14 protein-coding genes and 6 pseudogenes are annotated in these 22,151 nt (G+C 71.6%); 6 read left to right on the forward strand and 14 right to left on the reverse strand.

Going from position 1 to position 22,151, the window contains the following annotated elements:
• Positions 1-151 precede the first annotated feature (151 nt).
• Entirely contained in the window at positions 152-787 is a 636-nt protein-coding gene (locus tag H8R17_RS36260) for a hypothetical protein (protein ID WP_187827462.1), read from the reverse strand.
• A 589-nt stretch (positions 788-1,376) separates the two neighbouring features.
• Between H8R17_RS36260 and H8R17_RS36265 the strand changes: the two are divergent.
• Positions 1,377-1,723 (forward strand): annotated as a pseudogene (locus tag H8R17_RS36265) (DUF2399 domain-containing protein).
• A 446-nt stretch (positions 1,724-2,169) separates the two neighbouring features.
• Here the strand turns inward: H8R17_RS36265 and H8R17_RS36270 are convergent.
• The 3 genes and pseudogenes from H8R17_RS36270 to H8R17_RS47770 all read right to left on the reverse strand — a co-directional run.
• Positions 2,170-5,028: a SpoIIE family protein phosphatase gene (locus tag H8R17_RS36270; protein ID WP_262505784.1), complete on the reverse strand. Its 2,859-nt coding sequence runs from the start codon at positions 5,026-5,028 to the stop codon at positions 2,170-2,172.
• Between the two features lie 323 nt (positions 5,029-5,351).
• Entirely contained in the window at positions 5,352-5,771 is a 420-nt protein-coding gene (locus H8R17_RS47765) for a (2Fe-2S) ferredoxin domain-containing protein (RefSeq protein WP_316959633.1), read from the reverse strand.
• Positions 5,772-5,792: 21 nt separating this feature from the next.
• Positions 5,793-6,855 (reverse strand): annotated as a pseudogene (locus H8R17_RS47770) (HAD-IC family P-type ATPase); the annotation flags it as partial.
• 6 nt (positions 6,856-6,861) lie between these two features.
• Between H8R17_RS47770 and H8R17_RS47775 the strand changes: the two are divergent.
• The 3 genes and pseudogenes from H8R17_RS47775 to H8R17_RS36285 form a co-directional block, all read left to right on the forward strand.
• Positions 6,862-6,984: pseudogene (locus H8R17_RS47775) on the forward strand (short-chain dehydrogenase); the annotation flags it as partial.
• Between the two features lie 313 nt (positions 6,985-7,297).
• Positions 7,298-8,761: an NAD(P)/FAD-dependent oxidoreductase gene (locus tag H8R17_RS36280; RefSeq protein ID WP_187827463.1), complete on the forward strand. Its 1,464-nt coding sequence runs from the start codon at positions 7,298-7,300 to the stop codon at positions 8,759-8,761.
• 234 nt (positions 8,762-8,995) lie between these two features.
• Positions 8,996-10,663, forward strand: coding sequence for a cellulase family glycosylhydrolase (locus H8R17_RS36285; protein WP_316959631.1), 1,668 nt, complete (start codon positions 8,996-8,998; stop codon positions 10,661-10,663).
• A 276-nt stretch (positions 10,664-10,939) separates the two neighbouring features.
• Here H8R17_RS36285 and H8R17_RS36290 read toward each other — a convergent pair whose 3' ends face one another.
• The 6 genes and pseudogenes from H8R17_RS36290 to H8R17_RS36315 all read right to left on the reverse strand — a co-directional run.
• Complete coding sequence (locus tag H8R17_RS36290; protein WP_316959632.1) at positions 10,940-11,368, reverse strand: adenylyl-sulfate kinase; 429 nt, start codon at positions 11,366-11,368, stop codon at positions 10,940-10,942.
• Complete coding sequence (locus tag H8R17_RS36295; protein ID WP_399477749.1) at positions 11,362-12,225, reverse strand: sulfotransferase family protein; 864 nt, start codon at positions 12,223-12,225, stop codon at positions 11,362-11,364. Before H8R17_RS36295 ends, H8R17_RS36290 begins: the two co-directional genes overlap by 7 nt.
• Before the next feature lie 103 nt (positions 12,226-12,328).
• A complete protein-coding gene (locus H8R17_RS36300) occupies positions 12,329-12,739 on the reverse strand; it encodes a VOC family protein (protein ID WP_187827465.1) in 411 nt (136 codons plus the stop codon).
• Between the two features lie 290 nt (positions 12,740-13,029).
• Positions 13,030-13,437: a VOC family protein gene (locus H8R17_RS36305; RefSeq protein WP_187827466.1), complete on the reverse strand. Its 408-nt coding sequence runs from the start codon at positions 13,435-13,437 to the stop codon at positions 13,030-13,032.
• Positions 13,438-13,611: 174 nt separating this feature from the next.
• The gene (locus H8R17_RS36310; protein WP_187827467.1) at positions 13,612-14,205 is read right to left on the reverse strand and encodes a hypothetical protein; all 594 of its coding nucleotides are present in this window, start codon (positions 14,203-14,205) and stop codon (positions 13,612-13,614) included.
• A gap of 345 nt (positions 14,206-14,550) precedes the next feature.
• A pseudogene (locus H8R17_RS36315) lies at positions 14,551-14,826 on the reverse strand (CBS domain-containing protein); the annotation flags it as partial.
• 59 nt (positions 14,827-14,885) lie between these two features.
• Between H8R17_RS36315 and H8R17_RS36320 the strand changes: the two are divergent.
• On the forward strand, positions 14,886-15,356 hold the full coding sequence (locus tag H8R17_RS36320; protein WP_187827468.1) for a CBS domain-containing protein: 471 nt from the start codon (positions 14,886-14,888) through the stop codon (positions 15,354-15,356).
• A 227-nt stretch (positions 15,357-15,583) separates the two neighbouring features.
• Here H8R17_RS36320 and H8R17_RS36325 read toward each other — a convergent pair whose 3' ends face one another.
• From H8R17_RS36325 to H8R17_RS36335, 3 genes and pseudogenes are all read right to left on the reverse strand, one after another.
• Positions 15,584-16,036, reverse strand: coding sequence for an SRPBCC family protein (locus H8R17_RS36325; RefSeq protein WP_187827469.1), 453 nt, complete (start codon positions 16,034-16,036; stop codon positions 15,584-15,586).
• A gap of 48 nt (positions 16,037-16,084) precedes the next feature.
• Complete coding sequence (locus H8R17_RS36330; RefSeq protein ID WP_187827470.1) at positions 16,085-19,201, reverse strand: FAD-binding and (Fe-S)-binding domain-containing protein; 3,117 nt, start codon at positions 19,199-19,201, stop codon at positions 16,085-16,087.
• A gap of 82 nt (positions 19,202-19,283) precedes the next feature.
• Positions 19,284-19,860, reverse strand: a pseudogene (locus H8R17_RS36335) (MarR family winged helix-turn-helix transcriptional regulator).
• Between the two features lie 4 nt (positions 19,861-19,864).
• On the opposite strand from H8R17_RS36335, the pseudogene H8R17_RS36340 reads away from it, so the two are divergent.
• Positions 19,865-20,167 (forward strand): annotated as a pseudogene (locus H8R17_RS36340) (YceI family protein); the annotation flags it as partial.
• Between the two features lie 7 nt (positions 20,168-20,174).
• Here H8R17_RS36340 and H8R17_RS36345 read toward each other — a convergent pair.
• Positions 20,175-22,058 carry a hypothetical protein gene (locus H8R17_RS36345; protein ID WP_187827482.1) on the reverse strand — a complete coding sequence of 628 codons (1,884 nt, stop codon included), beginning with the start codon at positions 22,056-22,058 and terminating at the stop codon, positions 20,175-20,177.
• Positions 22,059-22,151 lie beyond the last annotated feature (93 nt).

Consider the following 22,151-nt stretch of genomic DNA (forward strand, 5'->3'; position numbering starts at 1 on the left):
ACCGCTTCACATCGAGAACGGCGGTGTATGTGACACTGGTCGGCACGTGAGGCCCCTCGGTCAGAACAATCTGTCGCAAGATCGTTCCTATCAGGGGCCTTACGCCTGCTTGGACTTGGGGACCGCGCGGGCCACAGCGCAAGCATCGCGATCACAGCGAGTGACGGGCGCTTACCGGGAAAGACTCAATGGCTGCGTACCAGCGGTGCCGCTGCTCGGCCTCGCGGAGCTCTTTCTCCCGCTGTTGGCGCTCAGCGTCTGCCGCCAGGTGCTCAAGCTTCTGCAGCAGGCGCCCCAGTCGGGACTCCGAGGTCCATCGGGCGCCGTCGCTATACGAGTACGCATGCTCAAACCGGCTTCCGGCCGGTGCACCGATCGCCAGACGCCCGTCGAACTTCTCGTCGTACGTGGGTGGCCGCGTCCAGGGACTGCGCTGCTGTCGGCGGATCTCCTGGGGAGTCGGTTCGTGCGGGACCTTGGTCGTCCGTTCCATGAGGGCGAGCGGAAAGGCCCGGCCGTGGATGACGATGGCGACCGTGTGCACGGCTTCCCCGTGGCCAAGATCGGTCCGGCTCTCCACGTCATGGCCACGGTTCTCGGCTTCGGTCAGGAGAGCGTGCATGATGCGCAGAGCCCGATCGACCAGCGGACGTGACAGGTACAGGGGGATAACCTCGGGCTTGCCCCGGGTGTCGACCACGGTCCGGGACCTGCCGAGCGCCTTGCGCGTCGCGCGGACCAGACGGTGAGGGCGGCCCAGGCTCTCGGGCACGTCGACAATCGGCACCGGTGGAGCCTGGGCGCCTTTTCGGCTTCCTCGTCGACCAGCGCGAAGACGCAGTCGCCTGGACAGGACCGCCGTCACCGCTGGTCAGTGTCGCCGAGTTGCAGCGTCGGAACGTCCTGCCCGTCCCGGACACCGCCCGTCGTTCTGCTCCCGCACCGCTACAGACCGACCCCATCCCCGGGACCGAGGGAATCGAGGCGCGTGAGCCGCACGCCGTAAGGCCACTCACCGCAGAGAGGAGCTCTCCGGCCGGCGCTTCCACGCGGCCACGGAGGAGCAGGAATTCCGGCGCCACGCAGTCGTCCCGCAGAAAGCGACAAGATCCGTAGAGCTCTTGATGACGGTGACGCGTCTAGGCACCGAGGGCGGGTGCCAGCGGTACCGACCGACCCGACCCATGGACTGGTTCCTGCTCCTGCACGGAGACGAGGAGCGGACCGTGTTCGCCGTCGAGTCTGGGGCACCGGCACACGAGACCACCCGTTTCTCGCCGGTTGAAGCCGCTGTTCCGTGACTCGCTCCTGCATGTCGGTGCCGATTCGGCCCGGACTGCCCACCGCTCGTGTGCACAGCCGGCTGGCCTGACAGCGTGGCCATCCACCTCCTCTGCCTTCTCGCAGACCAAGGCGCCTTCCTCCGCTACCACGGTGACTTCGACGGCGAAGGCATCCGCATCGCCGCTGTCTCCTGGACGAGACACCGGCTCGCCCCTGGTGCAGGACGGCGGCGGACTACCAGGCTGCGGTCGCCCGCACACCGCACGGATCTGAGCCCGGCCGCCTCACCCAGGCTCCCTGGGGCCCAGAGCTGACCCGCGCCGTGGCCGAACACGGCAACCGCCGTGGTCGAGGAACTGGCGGCCGGTGTCCTGTTGGCGGACGCGGCCGAAGCGATTCGTTGAGGAAGCTGGTCCCGCCAGTCGTGACGCTCATTTGACGCTCTGGGCGCCCTCACGCTGCTCGGCGAGCCGAGAAAGCCGCTTTGACCTGGTCTTTTCCGCGACTTGCTCAGGCCGACATCTTCCCGATGACACATCATGTGGAGTGCGTGGCGATCCTCGAACCGGCCGCGAAGGGCGCCTGACCTGCGGATTTGTTCGCGCGCATGATGTGCGGTGTGGGCGTTACGGGCGATATCTCGAACGCTGAAATGACGCTCGGTTCGGCTCGCAGGGGCAGACAGCGTTCGTGGGCACGGCCCCGCCGCGCATCGGTCCGCTGGGCGCGGCGGTCGGCCATGTCCTTGCGTCATGGGGGCGTGCTGTTGCTGAGCTGTGCCTCCAGTCGGTCGTGGGGCTGCTGGAACAGCGCGAACTCGCCCTTCGCTGTCGGGTGGATGAGTCGCGGTGTTTCTGAGGCATTCGCGAGCACATCGCCGAATGACTACGGCAGGAGCTGCTCGGTCCAGATGCATTTGCCGTTGGAGGTGTAGCGGGTCCCCCAGCGTTGTGAGAGTGCGGCGATCAGTTGCAGGCCGCGGCCTCCTTCGTCGGTCTCGAGTGCGCGGCGAACGTGAGGGGTGGTCAGGCTGCCGTCGCTGACCTCGCAGATGAGCGAGCGGCTGCGGATGAGGCGCAGCTGGGTGGGACCTCTCGCGTGCCGGATGACATTGCCGACGAGCTCGCTGGCTATCAGCTCTGTGGTCCACAGGAGGTCGTCCAGATGCCAGTCGGTGAGCTGATGTCGTATGTAGTCTCGGGCTTGGCCCGCGGCGATCGGAGCCTCGGGAAGCTCCCAGAACGCTACGTCCCCAGTGGCGAGAGCGTGGGTGCGGGCCACGAGCACCGCGGTGTCGTCACTGGTCTGCTCCTTGGTGGGGAGGAGAGTGGAAGTGAGCGCGGTGCACAGCTGGTCGAGGCGTCGGGCGTCGGCAACCCGGTCGTCGAGCGTGGCGCCCAGATCGGGCCCATCGGACATCTGGACGGTGGCGAGCATGTCGGCCAGGTGGGCCATGCCTGTGTCGATGTCGCGGGAGGCCGACTCGACCAGGCCGTCGGTGTAGAGCACCAGCAGGCTCCCTTCGGGCACCGTCAGCTCCACGGTTTCGAAGGGCGGCGTGGCCGCGCCGAGTGGCGGGTTCTGGGGCAGCTGCGGAAAGTGGACGGTGCCGTCGGGCTGGACGAGGGCAGGTGGTGGGTGCCCGGCGCGGACGATGGTGCAAAGGTGGTTGGCGGGGTCGTAGACCGCGTACAGGCAGGTGGCGTAGAACTCGTCGCCGAGGTCGCTGACCAGGTCGTTGAGGTGGGAGAACAGCTCGTCGGGGGGCAGTTCCAGGCCTGCCAGTGTGTGTACGGCGGTGCGCAGGCGCCCCATGGTGGCGGCCTCGGACAGTCCGTGGCCCATGACGTCTCCGATGACGAGCGCGACGCGCTCGGCGGACAGCGGGATGACGTCGTACCAGTCGCCGCCGACCTCCAGACCCTCGGTGGCCGGCACGTAGTGGGCCGCGGTGGTGACGGCCGGCAGGGAGGGCAGAACCGGCGGGAGCAGGCCGCGCTGCAACTCCTGGGCACGGGTGTGCTCGGCGTCGTACAGGCGGGCCCGTTCCAGGGCTTGGGCGACCAGCCCGCTGAGCGCGGTCAGCAGGGCCCGGTCCTCCTCGCTGAACCGACGCGGCCGTGAGAAGGAGATGACCAGGCAACCGACAGGACCACCGGAGGCGATCAAAGGCAGGTACGCCCAGGCATGCTTGCCTCCCGAGAACGCGAGGTCGGCGACATCCGGGTAGCGTTCGCGGAACTCCTGCCTGGAGACGAGGTACTGCGGTGCGCGGTGGTGGACGGCGTCAGTGAACGGGCTGTGATCGGACAGGCTGATCCTGTCGGGGCAGTTGTCCAGAAACTCCTGGGAGTACCCGGCGCTTCCTACCACCCGGAGGCTCTCGTCGTCCATGAGCTGCACCAGTAGGCCGGTGGCACCGAAGAGGGGCAGCACACGCTCTGCGACGGTGTGCACGACGTCGCTCACAGCAACCGCCTCGGCCAGCGCCGCGTTGAGGCGCCCGATGTACGTGGTGCGCTGGGCGGCGGCGTGTTGTGCTGCCTCACGCTGCTCGTCCGTCAGCCGCTTCTCGGTCACGTCCGTGAGGTAAACCGTCACACCGTCTGGGGCAGGGACCAGACGCAGGTGGTACCAACGCCGGTTTGTCGGCCACTGGACATCGAAGCCGGTCGGAGTGCCCGCGGCGGCGGCCTGCCGGCAGCGGTCCTCCAGATCGGGAACTTCGGCACCGAAAACGTCCCACAGTACGCGGCCGAACAGTTGCTGCGAGGGGCCGAGGAGGCGCTCGGCGTGGAGGTTGACGAACTCGATCCGCCAGTCGGCATCCACCGTGAGGAAACCGTCGCTCATGTGCAGCAACGAATGGGCGACCGAATCCAGCGCCGCCCGTTTCTGCGTCGTGTCCCACACGGTGCCCACAAAGTGAGTCGGCTCGCCGTCTTCGCCTAGGACGACTTGGGCGCGGGCCTCCACCCAGACGACAGTGCCATCCTGCCGGCACAGCCGGTACTCCGCCGCGTACTCGCTGCGCTGCCGGATGGCCTGCTCCACCGCGGCCACAACGCGCGGCAGGTCGTCCGGGTGGACGAGCCCCACAACGGTGTCGATCCGTCCGTCGAAGGTTTCCGGGTCGATGCCGAGTATGGCCATCGTCGTCTCGTCATAGACCACGTCGCCAGTGCGGAGGTTCTGGGACCAGCTACCGATGCGGACCGCCTCGCGCGCCTGCTGGAGCCGGGGCCCGGCCAGATGTTCCGCGTTCCACCAGGCGGGGCCGAGGCTGCCAGTGGCGGGAGCCGGATGTGCCAGACGCTCGCATACCCACCGTGCGAGCGCCTCGAGGAAATCCCGCTGCGCGGCCGAGGGAACTCCATACACGGTCACGACGGAGAGCACCCCGAGCGCGTTGCCCTCTGCGACAAGCAGCGGAACACCCACGATCCCGGTGTCGGCAGGAAAGGCGTAAGCCTGCGGTTCGGTCGTGGGCAGCCACACGAGCGCGCCGTCCCGCAGGGCCCGGATCGGTGCGGTCTCCTCCTGCCAGCCGAGAGACTCCCACTCCTGGGCGAATTTTCGGGGCAGTCCGCCCGTCGCGGCCAGGTGCAACGGCCGGCTGTCACCGGGTATGCGCAGGTGCACCATGCCACCCAGCCCACCGAGATCGGCCACCGCATGATGCAGCGCGAGTTGCAGCGCCTCTGCCTGGGTCTGACCGTCGCCCATGTTCCTGAGTACGCGCATCCGGGCAGGTCCCGGCGCCTCCGTCGCTGTCGGCGGAGCCTGACCGAGCTGTTCGTTCGGGGCCATATGGACCATACTCACCGTCCCACCATGCAGGGCGATTTTTACACTAATACGCATTCATGCGGATCAAATAGAGCTCTCCCCGTATTGTTTCATCCCCCGCGGGATGTCCAGCGTCCTGGGGAGGACGGTCCCCACACCGGGGGTCATCGCGTAAGGGCCCTCCACCTTGCTGGAACAGCTCATCACCTGCCTGACGACCGGGCCTGCGCCGAACATGGCGCCTTGGTGTGGCACCGGCCCCGCTCAGGGGGCTTGCGTCAGCTCTCCACCTGTCCCCGCACCCGGCGGGACGGTGTGAAGCCGTACAGGTCGAGGATGCCGGGCGGGTCGGCGAGGCCGGGTCCGCCCTGCTCGATCCAGGCGGTGATGTCGGCGGTGGCCTCCGTGTCGTTGACCAGGCCGAGCCACACCGGCCGGCCGCCCGCCGCGCGGCCGGCGGACGAGGGCTGCACGACGACGACGTTGGCGTGCGCGCAGGCGTCGAGGCAGTCGGTGACCCGCACGGTCGCCGTGCCGTCGAGTGCTTGGCGCAGGCCGCGCAGCTGATCCGCGTGGTCGAGGCCGGGGATCTTCGGTGTGCCGCAGCAGCACCCCCGGCACACGGTGACCGTGCACCGCGCCGCCCCCGCCGACGGTGCGGAGGCGGCAGCGGCAGTACGGCGGGAGCGCTTGCTCACAGGTGTCCTTCCAGGGTTGGTCCAGGCGGCCTCACGCAGCAGGCGCAGACCGTTGAGGCCGACGATGACGGTGGAACCCTCGTGGCCGACGACGCCGAGCGGCAGCGGCAGCGTACCGATCAGGTCCCAGGCGACCAATACGGCGATGAACGCCCCGGCGATTCCGAGGTTCTGGATCACCAGGCGGCGGGCGGTGCGAGACAGCCGTACGACGCTGGCGATGCCGGTGTGCGCGGCGGCCAGGACCGGAGCGTCGTTCACGCCGTCACCGACGACCAGAACCTTCCGGCCTTCCCGCTCCCGGGCGCGGACGGCGGCCACCTTGTCCTCGGCCAGCAGACCGGCGCGGACGTCGGTGATGCCGACCTGGGCGGCCAGTTGCTGTGCGGCGCGTTCGTTGTCGCCGGTCAGCAGGGTCGGGGCACCGCCGGTCAGGTCGGTGAGCGCGGCGATGGTGGCGGCGTCGTCGGGGCGAAGCCGGTCGGTGAGGCCCAGCAACCCCGGCCGGTTCTCCGTCGAGGAGGACCACCACCGTGGTGCGCCCGGCGTCCTCCAGCCCCTGGAACAGGGGTGCGGACCCGGCCCGTGTCGGCGGTCAGGAGCCGGTCCGGGGAGCCGACCTGGACAGTGCGGCCCTCGACGGCGGCGCTGACGCCCTGGCCCGGGGTGGAGGTGAAGCCGTCCGCGTCGCGAGTGCGAGCCGGCGTTCGCGGGCGGCATCGACGACGGCGCGGACCAGTGGGTGTTCGCTGGGGTGCTCCGCGGCGGCCGCCAGGGCCAGCAGCGCGTCCTCACTCAGGCCGCTGCCGGTCAGCGGGCGGATGTCGGTGACGCGCGGGGTGCCCTCGGTGAGGGGGCCGGTCTTGTCCAGGGCGACGGCGTCGATCTGGCCGAGGCGTTCCATGGCGACGGCGGACTTGGCGAGCACACCGTGGCGGCCGGCGTCGGCGATGGCCGACAGCAACCGCGGCATCGTGGACAGCACCACCGCGCACGGCGACGCCACGATCATGAAGATCATCGCGCGCAGCGCCGACTGCAGCTCGTCGCCGATGAGCAGTGGGACGGCGCAGACCGCCAGAGTGACGGCGCAGCCGTGGCGGGCGGGGACCCGGTGGAGGCCGCCCAGGGGGTCGTACGGCTGGCGGTCCTGCCGGACGACGGGCCGACCGGCGTGTTCTTCTCCTGGGACGGAACGCCCGTGCCGTGGTGATCTGGCAAGCGCGGCACAGACGGCCCTCACCGACCTCCAGGCCCACCTGACCGGCACGGACTGGCTCGACGACCGGGAGCTCACCGCCTGCAGCCTCGACGCCCGGGCCGTCGCCGAACTCCGTGTTCCCCTGACGGCAGCACGGCCCGGGCGGAAGCTCGGCATCTGCGACAGACCCACCTCCTCGGCGCACGGCGGATACGGCGGTCGATGGCGTCCAGCTCCCGCACGGATGACCGGCTGGGCACGGGGGCCCGCAACCGGGATGATGAGCGGGCTGGATGCGCCGATCACCCAAGGGGAGTGGCAGCTGATGAGAGCGTGTGTTGTCGGGGCCGGCCCCGGGGGAATCGTCACCGCCAAGGTGCTGCTGGTGAACGGCTTCGACGTCACGGTCTTCGACAAGTACCAGCAGGTCGGCGGGATCTGGTCAGCAGAAGGCTGCTACGACGGGCTGTCCAACCAGTCCGCGCTTCGCATCTTCGAGTTCGCGGACCTGCCCAACCGCTTGCACTTCGCCAGCGCGGCGGACACGCAACGCTACCTGGAGGACTACGCCGAGACCTTCGGCGTGCTGGACCGCGTCCGACCCGGCACCGAGGTGATCTCCATCCGACCAGTGAACGGTCCCGGGCGGATAGGCGCCTCCGGCTGGCTGGTCGACTCTCGGCCCACCGGGGACACGGCGGCGGAGGTTCATCGCGAAACATTCGACTACGTCGTTGTCGCCAGTGGGGCTCATCATCATGCCCAAGTGCCCGAGCTGCCCGGGCGTGAGTCGTTCCGCGGGACCGTGCTGCACTCCAACGGGGTGCGGGCCGGGGCATTCGCCGGCCGGCGCGTGGTCGTCGTGGGCGGCGGCAAGTCCGCACTGGACCTGGTCACCCGCGCCGCACACGAGGCGGCCTCGGTCACCCTCGTGCAGCGCAAGGTGAACTGGATGGTCCCCGAGCGGTTCCTGCTCGGTCTGGTCGGCTACAAGTGGATCCTGTTCACCCGGCTCGGTGAGGCGCTCCTGCCCCGCTACCACGATCCGGCCTGCATCCGTCCGATCGACCGCCTCGACGAGCGGGTCAAGCGGGCTCTGTGGTGGCTCATCACCCGCGACACGCTGTTTTCCACCGGGCTGTACCGGCTGCCGAGGCAGCTGCGGCCCGCTCACGCGCTCCCCTTCCACCTGGCCCACGCGGGAGTGATGCCACGCGGCTACGTGCGGGCCGTCCGCCGCGGCCTGATCGACCCCAAGGTCACTGCTGTCGAGGCGTACACCGACAAGGGGCTGCGACTGGCGACCGGCGAGGAAGTGGCGGCGGATGTCATCGTGTTCGCCACGGGGCACCACAAAGTCTTCCCGTTCCTGGATCCAAGCGTGCGCGTGCACGATTCCGCCGGGCGGCTGCGGCTCTACCGAGGCATCGTGCCGGCCGACGCCGACCGGCTGGGGTTCGTCGGTTTCCGGCAGGTCTTCAACAACATCATGGGCGTGGAACTCACCGCGCACTGGCTGACCAGTTATTTCCGGGCGACGCTGCGCGCCACCCCGAGCGAGCAGGAGATGCGGGAGGCCATCGACGCTCGCCTGGCCTGGCAGGAGCAGGTGCTGCCAGGCTCCGGCGGCTACGACTTCGGCCCCTACGACATCCACTGCGCGGACGAACTCCTGCACGACATGGGGTTGCCGTCCCGCCGCGCCGGCAACCTGCTGGCCGAATACCTGCTCCCCGGCGGAGTCGCACACCGCTACGCGGGCCTGACGCGATCGAGTCCGGCGAAGTAAATGCAGAGCACGAGCGGTCCGATGGCGTGATCGGAGGCAGGCGATCATCCGTCACAGCCCGCCCGAGGGGGCGGCTTCGTCGGCTGAGCGCCGGCTGTCGGCCCGTGATGTCACCGTGGCTCGGTCGCCTCGTGGGCGAGTCGACCGGTCCTCGCTTTTCGTCGACCGGTCTCTTGACGCGTCCTCAACATGATGGGTGTATGGGAGCGCTCCCGCAAATCCTCTGGAGGCGCAGTGAGAACAAGAAGACCTACGACACGCACGCGTGCCCTGGGCAGGCTGCTGACCGGGCTGGCCGCACTTCTCGGGCTCGTCGTCCCCGGCGCCCTGTCCCCGGCCACCGCGGTGGCCCAGCCGCCCCGCACGCTCGCCACGGGCCTTCACATCGAGGGCGGCCGGCTGCTGGAGGGCAACGGGAACGACTTCGTCATGCGGGGCGTCAACCACGCCCACACCTGGTACCCCGGCGAGACGCAGTCGCTGGCCGACATCAAGGCGCTGGGCGCCAACACCGTCCGCGTCGTCCTGTCCAACGGCCACCGCTGGACGAAGAACGGCCCGGCCGACGTGGCCGCCGTCGTCGACGACTGCAAGGCCAACCGGCTCATCTGCGTGCTGGAGGTGCACGACACCACCGGCTACGGCGAGGAGGCCGCGGCCGGCACGCTCGACCAGGCCGCCGACTACTGGATCGGCCTCAAGGACGTGCTCGCCGGCGAAGAGGACTACGTCATCGTCAACATCGGCAACGAGCCCTGGGGCAACACCGACCCGGCCGGCTGGACCGAGCCGACCGTCGCGGCCGTCAAGAAGCTGCGCGGCGCCGGGTTCGAGCACACGATCATGGTGGACGCGCCCAACTGGGGCCAGGACTGGCAGGGCGTCATGCGCGCCAACGCCCGCGCCGTGTACGACGCGGACACCACCGGCAACCTGATCTTCTCCATCCACATGTACAGCGTGTACGACACGGCCCAGGAGATCACCGACTATCTCGACGCGTTCGTCGAGGCCCGGCTTCCCATTCTCATCGGCGAGTTCGGCGGTCCGCCCGACCAGTGGGGCGACCCGGACGAGGACACCATGATGGCCGCCGCCGAGCGGCTCAGGCTCGGCTATCTGGCCTGGTCCTGGAGCGGCAACACCGACCCGATCCTGGACCTGGCGACCGACTTCGACCCGAACCGGCTCAGCTCCTGGGGACAGCGCATCTTCAACGGCGCCGACGGCATCGCCCGGACCTCGAAGGAGGCCACCGTCTTCGGCGGCACCCCGGGCGACACCCAGGCCCCGACCGCCCCCGGCGCCCCGGCCGCGTCCGCCGTGACGGCCACCTCGGTCACCCTCACCTGGCCCGCCGCCACCGACAACGTCGGCGTCACCGGATACGACGTCGTCCGGGTCGGCGGCGGCACCGAGACCAAGGCCGCCGCGTCCACCACCAGCACCGTCACCGTGACGGGCCTCACCGCCGACACGGCGTACACCTTCGCCGTCTACGCCCGTGACGCGGCCGGGAACCGCTCGGCGCGGTCGGCCACGGTGAACGTCACCACCGGCAAGGGTGGGGGCACGCCCGGCGCGGGCTGCTCCGTCGCGTACCGCGTCGTGGGCCAGTGGCAGGGCGGCTTCCAGGGCGAGATCGCCGTGCGCAACACCGGTACCGCCGCCGTCAGCGGCTGGCGGCTCGCGTTCACCTTCGCTGACGGCCAGACCGTCACCAACATGTGGGGCGGGACGCCGACGCAGAACGGCGGCGCGGTGACCGTCGCCCCCGCCTCCTACACGTCCACCATTCCCGTGGGCGGTTCGGTGACCGTCGGCTTCATCGGAGCCAGGGGGGCCGCGAACAGCGCACCGACCGCATTCACCCTCAACGGTGCGGCCTGTACGACCGGTTGACCGACAGCACGCTGACCGGCGGGGAGCGCCCGCCCCGGTTCTCCTGAGTGCCCGGAGGGGGCACAACCCTGGTCTCCCTCCGGGCGCTCGCATGACCGAAATCCCACCTGTAGTTGAGTAAGGCAAGTTCTGAGTGGTCGTACCGATGGACAGCCCGGTGCAGTCGCCGGACGACCTGGCGTCCGGCGCGGACGGCTCGATGTACATCGCCGACCTGGTGCCGGGCCGGGTGTGCGGCGCAGCCCGCAGGGGGAGTACACCCGCGGCGGCCGGCAGTCAGCAGTGCTCGTGGGCTGGCCCGCGGTCAGCCGCGCTGGTGGCCGGCTCGGTGGTCGGGAGCGCGCCCGTGAGCAGCCCCCACACCGCTGCCACCGAGTCCCGCGGGCTCTGTTGTCCGCCGACCGACACCTCGACGTACCGGGTGCCGCTCGCCTCGTGGCGGGTCCGCACGGCAGGCGCGCTCCGCTCCGCGCACGGCACGATCACGACGACTCCGTTGCGCGCCAGCACCTCCGCCAGCAGCCCCGTACGCCGGACGTCACCGGCCAGGTCGCCGAACCGGTCCAGCACCTCCACCCGGCGCCCCTCGGTCAGCAGCCGCTCCGCCAGCGCATAGGCGACCGCCAGCCGGTCGGCCGTGGTCCGCCCCGTCATCCACACCGTGGCGCCCGGACACGTGCACCGGCACCGCAGGTCGCTCAACACGGGTACCCCCAGGCCCGGGTGAGCTCCTTGAGCGGCGCCGGGACCTCCTCGGGCGCGGGCAGGGGCCGCGCCTTCTGGATCTTCCCGGACTTGATGTTGTCGCTCCAGTCCCCGATGTACGGCACGAACGGCCCGTGGTTCTCCAGCTGGTAGTCCAGCATCTTCGGCGTCCACTCGACGCCGAGGTACGTGCAGATCTCCCGCGTGACGTCCACCGGCCGCTCCGTCAGGTCCTCGTAGCGGACCGTGAGACCCGGCAGCGCGGTGCGGGCCGCCTGCACGGCCTCGACGTATCCGCGCACCTCACGCACGGTCGCGCCCCTGTCGCGGTCCGGACGGTTGGTGATCAGCGAGTTCACCATCGACACCGGATGCCGCAGCAGAAACAGGTACCGGGCCTTCGGCCAGCCCTCGTGCAGCCGCTCCCACACCCCCGCGTTGCCGGGCGTCTTGTCCACGATGACCTGCTTGCCGCTGCGCACGAGTTCCCGGTGCAGTATGCGGTCCCACAGCAGGTACTCCAACTCACGCTGATCCAGGCCCAGTTCAGTCATGGCCTTCTGGGTGTACGGTCTGGTGAGGTCGACGGTGAGCGTGCGCAGGTGCATCTCGTGCGGGGCGCGGATCTGCGGATGACTGTTCAGCAGCACCCGGAGCAGGGTCGAGCCCGAACGCACCGACGACAACACGAAAACCGGCTCCGGCACGAGCCGCCCAGCACTCTGCGGCACGGGAGGCTCGGCAAGTCTGCGTACTCGCCGCCGGACCCCTCGGGCCACCCGGCGCACCGTAAGACCGCCTCTGACCATCGCTGGTGCCTCCCTGCCCACCTCGCGCGCGGAACGTTGCCCTCCCATTGAATGCTTGACCATAACGTGACCTACCCCCGGTACCGCCATGGGGGAGACATGAGAAAGCTATGAGACAAGCGTGAAGGGGCAGTTGAGCAGGGATTCCGTGCTACGGCCGGACGTACGGCCGGGTCATGATCTCCATGTTGTGCCCGTCCGGGTCGTCGAAGTAGGCGCCGCGGCCGCCGAAGAGGTCGTTGATCCGGCCGGGGTCGGTGTGGTCGGGGTCGGCGTAGTAGGTGACGCCGACGGCCTCCAGGCGGGCGATCATCGTGTCGAACTGGTCGTCGGGCACGAGGAACGCGTAGTGCTGCGGCTGGATCGGCTCCGTTCGCTGCTCGTAGTAGTCGAGCGTCACGCCGTTGCCGAGGTCGACGGGCAGGAACGGCCCGAACGGCCTGCCGACCTCCAGGCCGAGGATCACGGCGATGAACTCGGCCGACAGGTGGCGGTCGCTGGCGTAGACGGCGGTGTGGTTGAGGTGCACGCCGGTGGCGGGCAGGGGTGCGGGCATGGGCATGGCGACTCTGTCTCCGTGTCTTGGGAGCGGGGCGGATGCCGCGCGGGGCATCCGAAAATGGAGCGATGAAGACGCGGAGAGGGGACGGTGGGGCTCTCGCCCTCCCCCACTCTCGGCTTCGCTCGAGCGGGGGGACCCCCACCGCGCTCACGCCGAGGCCGGGCGCCTCACTCGTGTATGGCCCATGGCCGACCCGGCAGTCACCCGGCCGACCCTAATGCCGATCACGGGCCGGGGCAACGGAGTTGGGTCGGACCGGCCGCCCGATGGGCGGCCGGCGCTCGGAGACGTCAGCCCTGCTGGGTGATGTTGACCATCCAGGGAATGCCGAACCGGTCCGTACACATGCCGAACACATCCCCCCACATCTGCTTCTCCAGCGGCACGGACACCTGGCCGCCGGCGGACAGCTTCTCCCAGTAGCCGCGCAACTCGGCGTCGTCGTCGCCGCTCAGGCTCACGGAGAAGTTGTTGCCCGGCCTGTGGTCGTCCGTCGGGGTGTCGGCGCCCATCAGGGTGAAGCCGCTGGGTGTCTCCAGCATGCCGTGCATGATCTTGTCAGCCATGGGTGAGTCCTTCTGTCCGAACTCGCCGTAGGTGTTGAACCGGAGGGTGCCGCCGAAGACCTCTTCGTAGAACTCCAACGCCTGCCGGGCGTCGCCGGCGAAACTGAGGTACGGGTTGAGACGCGAAGCCATGAAAACCTCCCGGAATCGGGCAATCGTCCAGATGCGCGCAGACTAACGCGGCCCACTGACAACGGCCCGCCGACGGCGGCTGCGTTGCGCCGCCAGGCGCGGCCCCATCGCCCGCCCGCCGCGGGCGTTCCTTCGCCGCCGCACGGCGGAACGTTCCCCGCAGCACCCGGCGGGTCAGGGCGCAGGCACGGTACTCAGGGAGGACGCCGCCCCCGCCCACCACACACCCAGCCCGAGCGCCAGCGCCCCGACGCCCACGAGGGCGGCCCATACGACGACCCGACCGAGCCGCACACCCCGCGGAACCGGTTCCGGTTCCGGTGCCCGTGCCGGCGCGGGTGGGGGCGCTGGTTCCGGTACGACGGCTGCGGAGCCCGAGGCGGGGCCCGTGCGGGTCGGCTCCTGCTCCGTAACCGGCCCTCGCTCTGCGGTCGGCTCCTGCTCCGCAGCCGGCCTCCGTTCCTCCCCCATGCCCTGCCACCTCACCGCCTCGGCGACCGCCGCCGCGTGCAGGGCGCGGGCCCGGTCCAGGTCGTCGGCCGGTGCCCGCAGGTGGGCGTGCAGCAGTTCGATCACGTGCAGCGGTGCGGGGGAACCGTGACGGGGATCCAGGTACCGGGACAGTGTCGCCAGGTCGACCCCCACCCTTGTCGCCAGCGACTCCCGGGTCTGCATGCCCTGCCCGTCCCGGGCCGCCCACCAACGTCCGAGCAGGATCGCGAGGGCCGCTCCCGGCTGCTGCTCGCGCCCGCTCCGTAATCCGCTCACTGCGCCCGCGTTCCCCTCCGTGCTCCCGGCATGGTCCACGCGCTGATCGCCGCGCGTATCACCGCAGGTCACGGCCGTGCAGAGGCGGCCGTGCGGGGATGCGTGAACCAGCGCGCCGCAGATGCTAGTTCGCGCCGCTGACCGTCGTACGGGGTGCGACCGTGGTCGGCGAGAAGGCCCGGTACCTCCGGCCGCCTCCACACGGCCGCCCCTGCCTGCGCGGATGACGCGGCGGGCGCGCCCCGTGGAGACCGGGGCGCGCCCGCGGAAGGAACCCGATCAGGCCATCCGACATCACCCGTACGGGTAAGTCCGGCATGCACCGGCCGACCGGGCGGCGGCGCGTCAGGCCGCGCGGCGCTGGGGCAGGCGGGACAGCAGGTCGTCCAGGGTGACCATGCCGGTGAGCCGGCCGCCCGCGTCGCGGACCACGGCGAGTGTGGCGCGGCGCCGGCGCAGCAGGTCGATCGCGTCGGCGACCGTGGCGTCCGCGCTCAGCTCCGGCACCGGCCGGGCCAGGTCGCGCGCGCTCGCCGTGCGGCCGTGCGCGCGGGCGACCAGCGCGTCGCGGGCGTGGACGGAGCCGAGCACGGCGCCGTGCTCGCGGACGAGCAGCCGGGTATCGCCCTGACGGGGGTATCGTGCCCGCCGGTAGGGCAGCAGCGAGACGGGAGTCGAGGGTGCGCGCGCTTGATCTGGCGGTGGAGTACGAGACGGTCGCTCTCGACAGCGACGCGATCGACGCGGCGCGGCTGATGGCCGGGCACCGGCTGCCGGCCCTGCTGGTGCTGGACGAGCACGGGGCGCCCGCGGCGATCCTGCCGGCCTCCCAGATGATCAGGATCCTGGTGCCCGAGTACGTGATCGAGGACCCGGCCCTCGCCGCGGTGGTGGACGAGCGCCATGCCGACCGGCTGTGCGAGGCGCTGCGGGGCCGCAGGGTGCGGGACTGTCTCTCGGACACCGCGCCGTCCCCGGCGATCGCCGCGCCGGACGACACGGCCCTGGAGGTCGCGGCCCTGATGGCCCGGGTCCGCAGCCCGCTTGTGGCGGTCGTGGAGGAGGCGGACAGGGGCAGGTCCCCGGGCCGCCTGCTCGGCGTGATCACCGCCTCGCACCTGCTGGAACGCCTGCTGGCCGCCGGGTCCTGAGCCCCCGGGTCCCGCGTTCTGAGTCTCCGCGTCCTGGGCTTCGGGGTCCCGGGTCCCGCGTTCTGAGTCTCCGCCTCTTGGGCTTCGGGGTCCCGGGTCCCGCGTCCTGGGCTCCCGAGTCCTGGACTCCGCGTCCCCGGCTTCGCGTCCTGAAGCTCCGCATCCTGAGCCCCCGCCTCCTGAGTGAGACTCCGCATCCGGCCCCCGTCCCCCGAGCCCCCGCGCGTTCATCCGGCCCGCTCGGTGAGCCTGCGTTCCAGGTCCCGCAGGTCCTTGGTCAGCGACGACCGGACCTGGCGCGCCAGTAGCGGCGCCGCCAGCCGGTAGAAGCCGCCCTCGCCGCCCCGGACGCGGATGCGGGCCAGCGTCCCGCGCGCGTGGGGCTCGAAGACGTAGGTGACGTGCATGGGCAGGGGGCCCGCCACGGACACCATGTCGAGCAGGCGCGGCGGCTCGTACGCGGCCACCCGCAGCACGTAGTCGATGCGCCGCCCCAGGAAGTACGCCGTACGCGTGACCTCGGCGCCGGCCCCGAAGCCGCCGCCCTCCGCCTCCCGGGTCAGCGCCGCCGTACGGATGCCCTGCGTCCACTCGGCGTCGTGCCGCCAGTCCATGGCGTACCCGGCCACCCGCTCGGGCGGGAACGGCAGCACCCGCTCCACCGCCACGTCGATGCCCATCGCTCGCCCTCCTGCCCTGGCCCCCTGAGTCAGGATCCGCGACGGGAGTCAGTGGCGCAGCCCGCGCGCCACCCCGGCAGCCGTCCCCGCGGCCGCGAGACCCGCGCCGCTCAGCGCGAAGGCCCGGGCCCGCCCTCCCGGAGGCGCGGGCCGGGCGCCCGGTGCCACGCCGTAGGCACTGCCCGGCGCGCCGGGGAGCGCCGAGGCGAGCAGCTCCGCCAAATGCACGGCCTCGTGGCCGCCGCTGTCCAGCTCGTGGATCTGGGTACGGCAGCTGAAGCCGTCGGCGAGCACCACGGTCGCCGGGTCCTCCGCCCGCAGCCGCGGCAGCAGCACGCGCTCCGCGCACGCCCGGCTGACGTCCAGATGCCCGCGCTCGAAGCCGAAGTTCCCGGCCAGCCCGCAGCAACCGGAGTCCAGTCGCTCGGCGTCGACCCCGGCGCGGCGCAGCAGCTCCCGGTCGGCGTCCCAGCCGAGCACCGCGTGCTGGTGGCAGTGCACCTGCGCCAGCGCCCGCGCCGACCGCTCCGGCACCCGCGGCGGCTCGTAGCCGGGGGAGCGCTCGGCGAGCAGCTCCGCCAGCGTCACGGTCTGGCTGCTCAGCCGGTGCACCTCCCGGTCGCCGGGGAACAGCTCTGTCGCGTCCGCCCGGAACACGGCCGTACAGCTCGGTTCGAGGCCGACCACCAGGCCGCCGGAGCGGAGGTGGTCCGCGAGGCGGCGCACCGTGCGGGTGAGGATCCGTTCGGCGAGGCCGAGCTGCCCGGTGGAGATCCAGGTCAGCCCGCAGCACAGCGGCTCGTCCGGCAGCTCGACCCGCCAGCCCGCGTGCTCCAGCAGCGCCACGGCCGCCTGCCCGATGTGCGGGTGGAAGAAGCTGGTGAAGGTGTCCGGCCACAGTACGACCGTGCCGTGCGCCCCGTCGCCGTACGGCTCGTGCCGCGCGAACCACCGGTGCAACGGCTCGGCCGCGAACAGCGGCACCTCCCGGTCCGCGACCCCCGCCACCGCCACCGCAGCCCTGGCGAGGCCGGGCGTGTGCGTGAGCGCGTTGACGGCCGGGCCCAGCCGCGTCCGGCCGACCGCCTGCGCCAGCGCGGGCAGCCAGCCCATCGACCAGTCGGAGCGGGGCCTGCGCCAGGGCCGGCCCGCGTAGTGGTGGGACAGGAACTCCGCCTTGTACGTGGCCATGTCGACGTCTGCCGGGCAGTCCTTCCTGCACCCCTTGCAGGCCAGGCACAGGTCGAGGGCGTCCCGCACCGCCTGCGAGCGCCAGCCGTCCCGGATCGCACTGTCGCCGTGCCCGTCGAGCATCTCGAACAGCAGCCGGGCCCGTCCGCGCGTGGAGTGCTCCTCCTCCAGGGTGACCTGGTACGAGGGGCACATCACCGCCCCGCCCTCGGTGGTGAGCTGCCGGCACTTGCCCACGCCCACGCACCGGTTGGCGGCCTTCGCGAACGAGCCGCCGTCGTGCGGGAAGCGGAAGTGGACGTCCCGGGGGTCGTACGGCGCCCAGTCGCCGCCGAGGCGCAGGTGCTCGTCGAGCCGGTACGGCGCCACGACCTTCCCGGGGTTCATCCGGTCCCGCGGGTCGAACACGGCCTTGAGCCGCCCGAACGCCTCCGTCAGCCGTTCGCCGAACATCCGCGGCAGCAGCTCACCGCGGGTCTGCCCGTCCCCGTGCTCACCGGAGAGGGAGCCGCCGAACTCCACGGTCAGATCGGTCGCCCGCTCCAGGAACCGCCGGTACCGCGCCACCCCGTCCGCGCTGTACAGGTCGAAGGGGATCCGGGTGTGCACGCAGCCCTGCCCGAAGTGCCCGTACAGGCTGGGCCCGGTGTCGCTGAGGTAGCCGAACTCGTCGAAAAGCGCCCGCAGCCGGCGCAGATAGCCGCCGAGCTTCTCCGGCGCGACGGCCGAGTCCTCCCAGCCCTCGAAGGTGTCGGGCCGGTGCGGGACGTGCGCGGTGGCGCCGAGGCCGGCCTCCCGGACCTGCCACAGCTCCTCCTCGCGGGCTGGGGCGTCGACGAACCCGACCTGCGGGTGGTGCTCGCTCACGTCCAGCGCGGACAGCATGCGGTGCGCCCGCTCGTCCGCCTCGTCGGGTGTGGCGCCGCCGAACTGCACCATCAGGAAGGCGCGGCCTTCGGGGAGTTCGGAGATGGCCCGGGGGTTGAGCTGCTTGAGCTGCTCGTCGCGGATCAGCTTGGAGTCGACGCCCTCCAGGGCGATCGGCGCGTGCGACAGGACGTCCGGTACGGCGTCCGCGGCCCGGTCGATGTCCGGGAACCCGAGCACCACCAGCGAGCGTTCCTTCACCACCGGCACCAGCTTCAGCTCCGCGCGCAGCACGGTGACGAGCGTGGACTCGCTGCCGACCAGCAGGCCGGCGACGTCGAAGCCGTGCTCCGGCAGCAGCGAGTCGAGGTTGTAGCCGGAGACCCGGCGCGGGATGTCCGGGAAGCGGCGGCGGATCTCCTCGGCGTAGGTGTCGCGCAGGGCGCGCATCTGCCGGTACACGGCCGCGCGCAGGTCGCCGTGCCGCTCGATCCCGGCGTACTCCTCGTCGCTCGTCGGCCCGCACCAGAAGCGGGTGCCGTCGTAGAGCAGCACCTCCAGGCGGGCGATGTTGTCGACGACCTTGCCGTGCGCCTGCGCGGTCGCGCCGCAGGAGTTGTTGCCGATCATGCCGCCGATCGTGCAGTTGGCGTGGGTGGCGGGCTCCGGGCCGAAGCGCAGCCCGGTGGGCGCCAGGCGCCGGTTGAGGTCGTCGAGGACGATGCCGGTCTGTACGACGCACCTGCGGCCGTCCGCGTCCACGGACTCCAGGCCGGTGCAGTACTTCGACCAGTCGATGACCACGCCGGTGTTGGTGCACTGCCCGGCCAGGCTGGTGCCGCCGCCCCGGCTGAGCAGCGGTGCGTCGTGCTCCCGGGCGACGGCCACCGCCTCGGCGGCCGCTTCGGGGGTGTGCGGGAGGACCACGCCGATCGGGGTCTGCCGGAAGTTCGAGGCGTCGGTCGAGTAGGCGGCGCGGCTCCCGGCGTCGAACCGGACCTCGCCGTCCACCCGTGCGCGCAGAGCCCTGGCGAGGGCCGCGGTGTCGACCGGGGGACCACCGTCCGGGTGGCCCAGTACGGGATCCGGCAGGTCCGACGCGCTCATGGAACCCTCCTTCGCCTGCGCACGGCAGCCGCCGGGTACCCCGGCCGCGGACCGGCAACCGCACGGCTCGGGCCGCGCCGCCCTACTCCGGCCGGGACGCCTCCGCGAGGTGCTCGTCGTCGGGGTGCTCGGCGTGCGGCGCGCCGGCGGGGTGGGGCGCGTCGGCCAGGTCCGGCATCAGCGCGCACAGCGCGTCGTGCTGGGCGGGGCCGACGACGCATGCCAGGGCGTCCTTGACCGTGCCGGCAAGGTTGCCGGAAGCCTCCCGCAGCAGGTCGCGGGCCTTGTCGGTGAGGGCGACCTGGACGCCGCGCCGGTCGCCGCACACGGACCGGCGGGTGACGAGACCGGCGTGCTGGAGGCAGGCGATCTGGTAGGTGAGGCGGGTCTTGGGACGGCCCAGCAGCTCGGCGATCCGCGTCATGCGCAGCCCCTCCTCGCCCTGCTCGGCGAGCAGGCACAGGACCAGGAACTCGTCGTGCGAGACGTCGAGCTTCTCCTTCACGACCGAGCGCAGCCGCTGCTCCACCGCCCCCCGTCGCGGCCAGCAGGAGCATCCAGGCGCGCAGCTCGGCGGGCAGCAGGCTCTCACCCTGTGCCGAGGGGCATGCGGGCAGGTCGTCCGGGTGCTCGTCAAGGTGTTCTTCGGGCGCGCTCATGACGCATCTGCGGGGCGCCGACTTCTTCGACGCCGAGCACCACCCGGAGATCACCTTCGCTGTGCGCGGCGCCGAACTGCGCGACGGCGACGCGGTGCACGTCGCCGGCCAGCTCACCGTCCGCGGCATCAGCAGGCCGATCGACGTGGTCACCCGGCTGAAGGGAGCGGACGCCCAAGGGCTCACGTTGGATGCCGAGTTCACCGTGGACCAGGAGAAGTTCGGCATGGGCTGGAACCAGCTCGGCATGATGCGCGGCCTGACCACGGTCACCGCCACCCTCCGCGTCACCCGGGCGACGGCCTGACCCGACGTCACCCCGTCCGGCGTACGTACTGTTTGATGTCCGTGCTCGACAGCGTCTGCGGCGACCCGGTGAACGCCCGCAACCGGATCCGCACGCTCGGCCGCGGAATGGTGAACCGGCCGCCCGGCGGGCGCAGTTCATAGCGGGCCGTGGCATGGGCGGGGAGGGTGGCCGGGCCCCGCACAATCGTCCAGTACGGGTCCATGCCCTGGCCCATGGTCAGGGTGAAGTGGGGCGCGAGGGGCGTGTCGCCGGTGTTGGAGACCGTCAGGGTGAGCCGGGAGACCGTGACCGGCGTGGCGTGCCGGACCGCGGCGACCCGCATCCGCAGCGGCGGCGTACCCGTCGCCGCCACGGCCGCGCTCGCCAGGGCCGGGGCGAGCAGTAGCACCGCCACCGCGATCCGGGCCGGCCGGCGACGGGGGTCCTCCCGCTCTAGTGCCCCGGCTGGCAACGTTTGCCCGTGAAGGAGCGGCGTCCGGTGCGTGCTCTCGGCGTGCCGGCCGGAAGTCCTCGTACTGGATGTACTTGGGCTTTCGGCCGGTGCGGCGAGAGGGCGTGCCGGGCGTCGCGACGGGGCGAACGTTGCCTGCCGGGGCACTAGCGAGGCCGAGAGTGGCGAAGGCCCGGACAGCAGCCGCGGCCGGGGCTGCCACGCCCGGACGAACTCCGTCTGCGACGCGGTGACGGCCGCAGCCAGCCACAGCGGCGTCATCATCAGGTAGTAGCCGTCCTGCGAGCGCGTCGCCAGGTAGAAGGCGCACCACGGCAGGACGGTGGCGGCCGGGCCGAGCCGCCGGACGAACAGCACGAACAGGGCGAGCAGCCCCGCCGCCAGCAGCATGCTCGCGTGCGAGTACCAGTCCAGCCGGTCGCTGCCGTTCGTGTAGTACAGCGAGATGCCCAGCACGCCCTGGCCGTGCAGCACGGCACCCTGCGTCAGCGGCAGCGCGATGCCCGACAGCCAGGCGCGCGGCTCGCTCACGATGAAGTACGTGTTGATCAGCAGCCATACGGTCGCGGCCACCCCGGTGATCCGCAGCACCACCAGCCCCGCCGCCCGCCCGCCCAGCTCCCCGCGGCGCACGGCGTAGATCCCGGCCAGCAGGAACGGCGCCAGGAACCACGGCAGCTGCTGCGCCGCGCACGCCGCGCCCAGCAGCGCCGCCCGCGTCATACCGGCCGCCCCGAGCCGACCGCCCGCCCCGATCTGCGGCCAGCGCACCACCACCGGGATCAGTAGCGCCATGGCCAGGATCGCCGGATAGCCGAGCCGGCCGTACGTGGGCAGCATGGCGAAGCCGAGGCACACCATGGTCGCCGCCGGCCGCCACGGCACGGGCAGCATCCGCCACAGCACCACCGCGCCGGTCACCAGAGCGCCCGTGCTCACCGCCGTCGCCGGGGCGGCGCCGTGGCCCAGCCACAGCAGCGGCGCGGTCAGCAGCGGCTCCAGCGGCGGGTAGCCGTACGTGAGGTCGTAGCCGCCGGACACCGTCGGGGTGAGCGCCACGCTGTGCCCGAACAGCCAGGGCCACGGCTGCCCGTAGACCGGGTGGCCCGCGACCAGCTCCTTGGCGGCCTGCGTGGTCAGCAGCGCCTCGTCGGAGCCGGTGTGCAGCGTCATCCACGCGCACACGGCGAGCGTGACCCCGGTCAGCAGCACGCACAGGTCCACCCGCGCCAGGCTGCGCGTCCGGCGGACCACCAGGGCCAGCACGCCGCAGACGAGGATCGAGGCGTAGCACACCGAGATCACCGCGGCCACCGGCAGCCGGTGGGTCGCCGCCTTCGCCCACACGTCGCGCGTGCCGATGAACAGGCTGATGTCGGCGAGGAGGGTCAGGACGCGGTGCCACTGAGCGGGGGGCGGTTCCGGGGCGGCGGACACCACGAGCCGCGTCCGCCGGACGGGGACCACCAGCGTGTTCTCTGCCGTCTGCACGAAATGGGACCTTATGGGCCGACGGTGAGCCGCGCCCGG

The sequence above is a fragment of the Streptomyces sp. TRM68367 genome, from assembly GCF_014495685.1.
Taxonomy (GTDB): Bacteria; Actinomycetota; Actinomycetes; order Streptomycetales; family Streptomycetaceae; genus Streptomyces.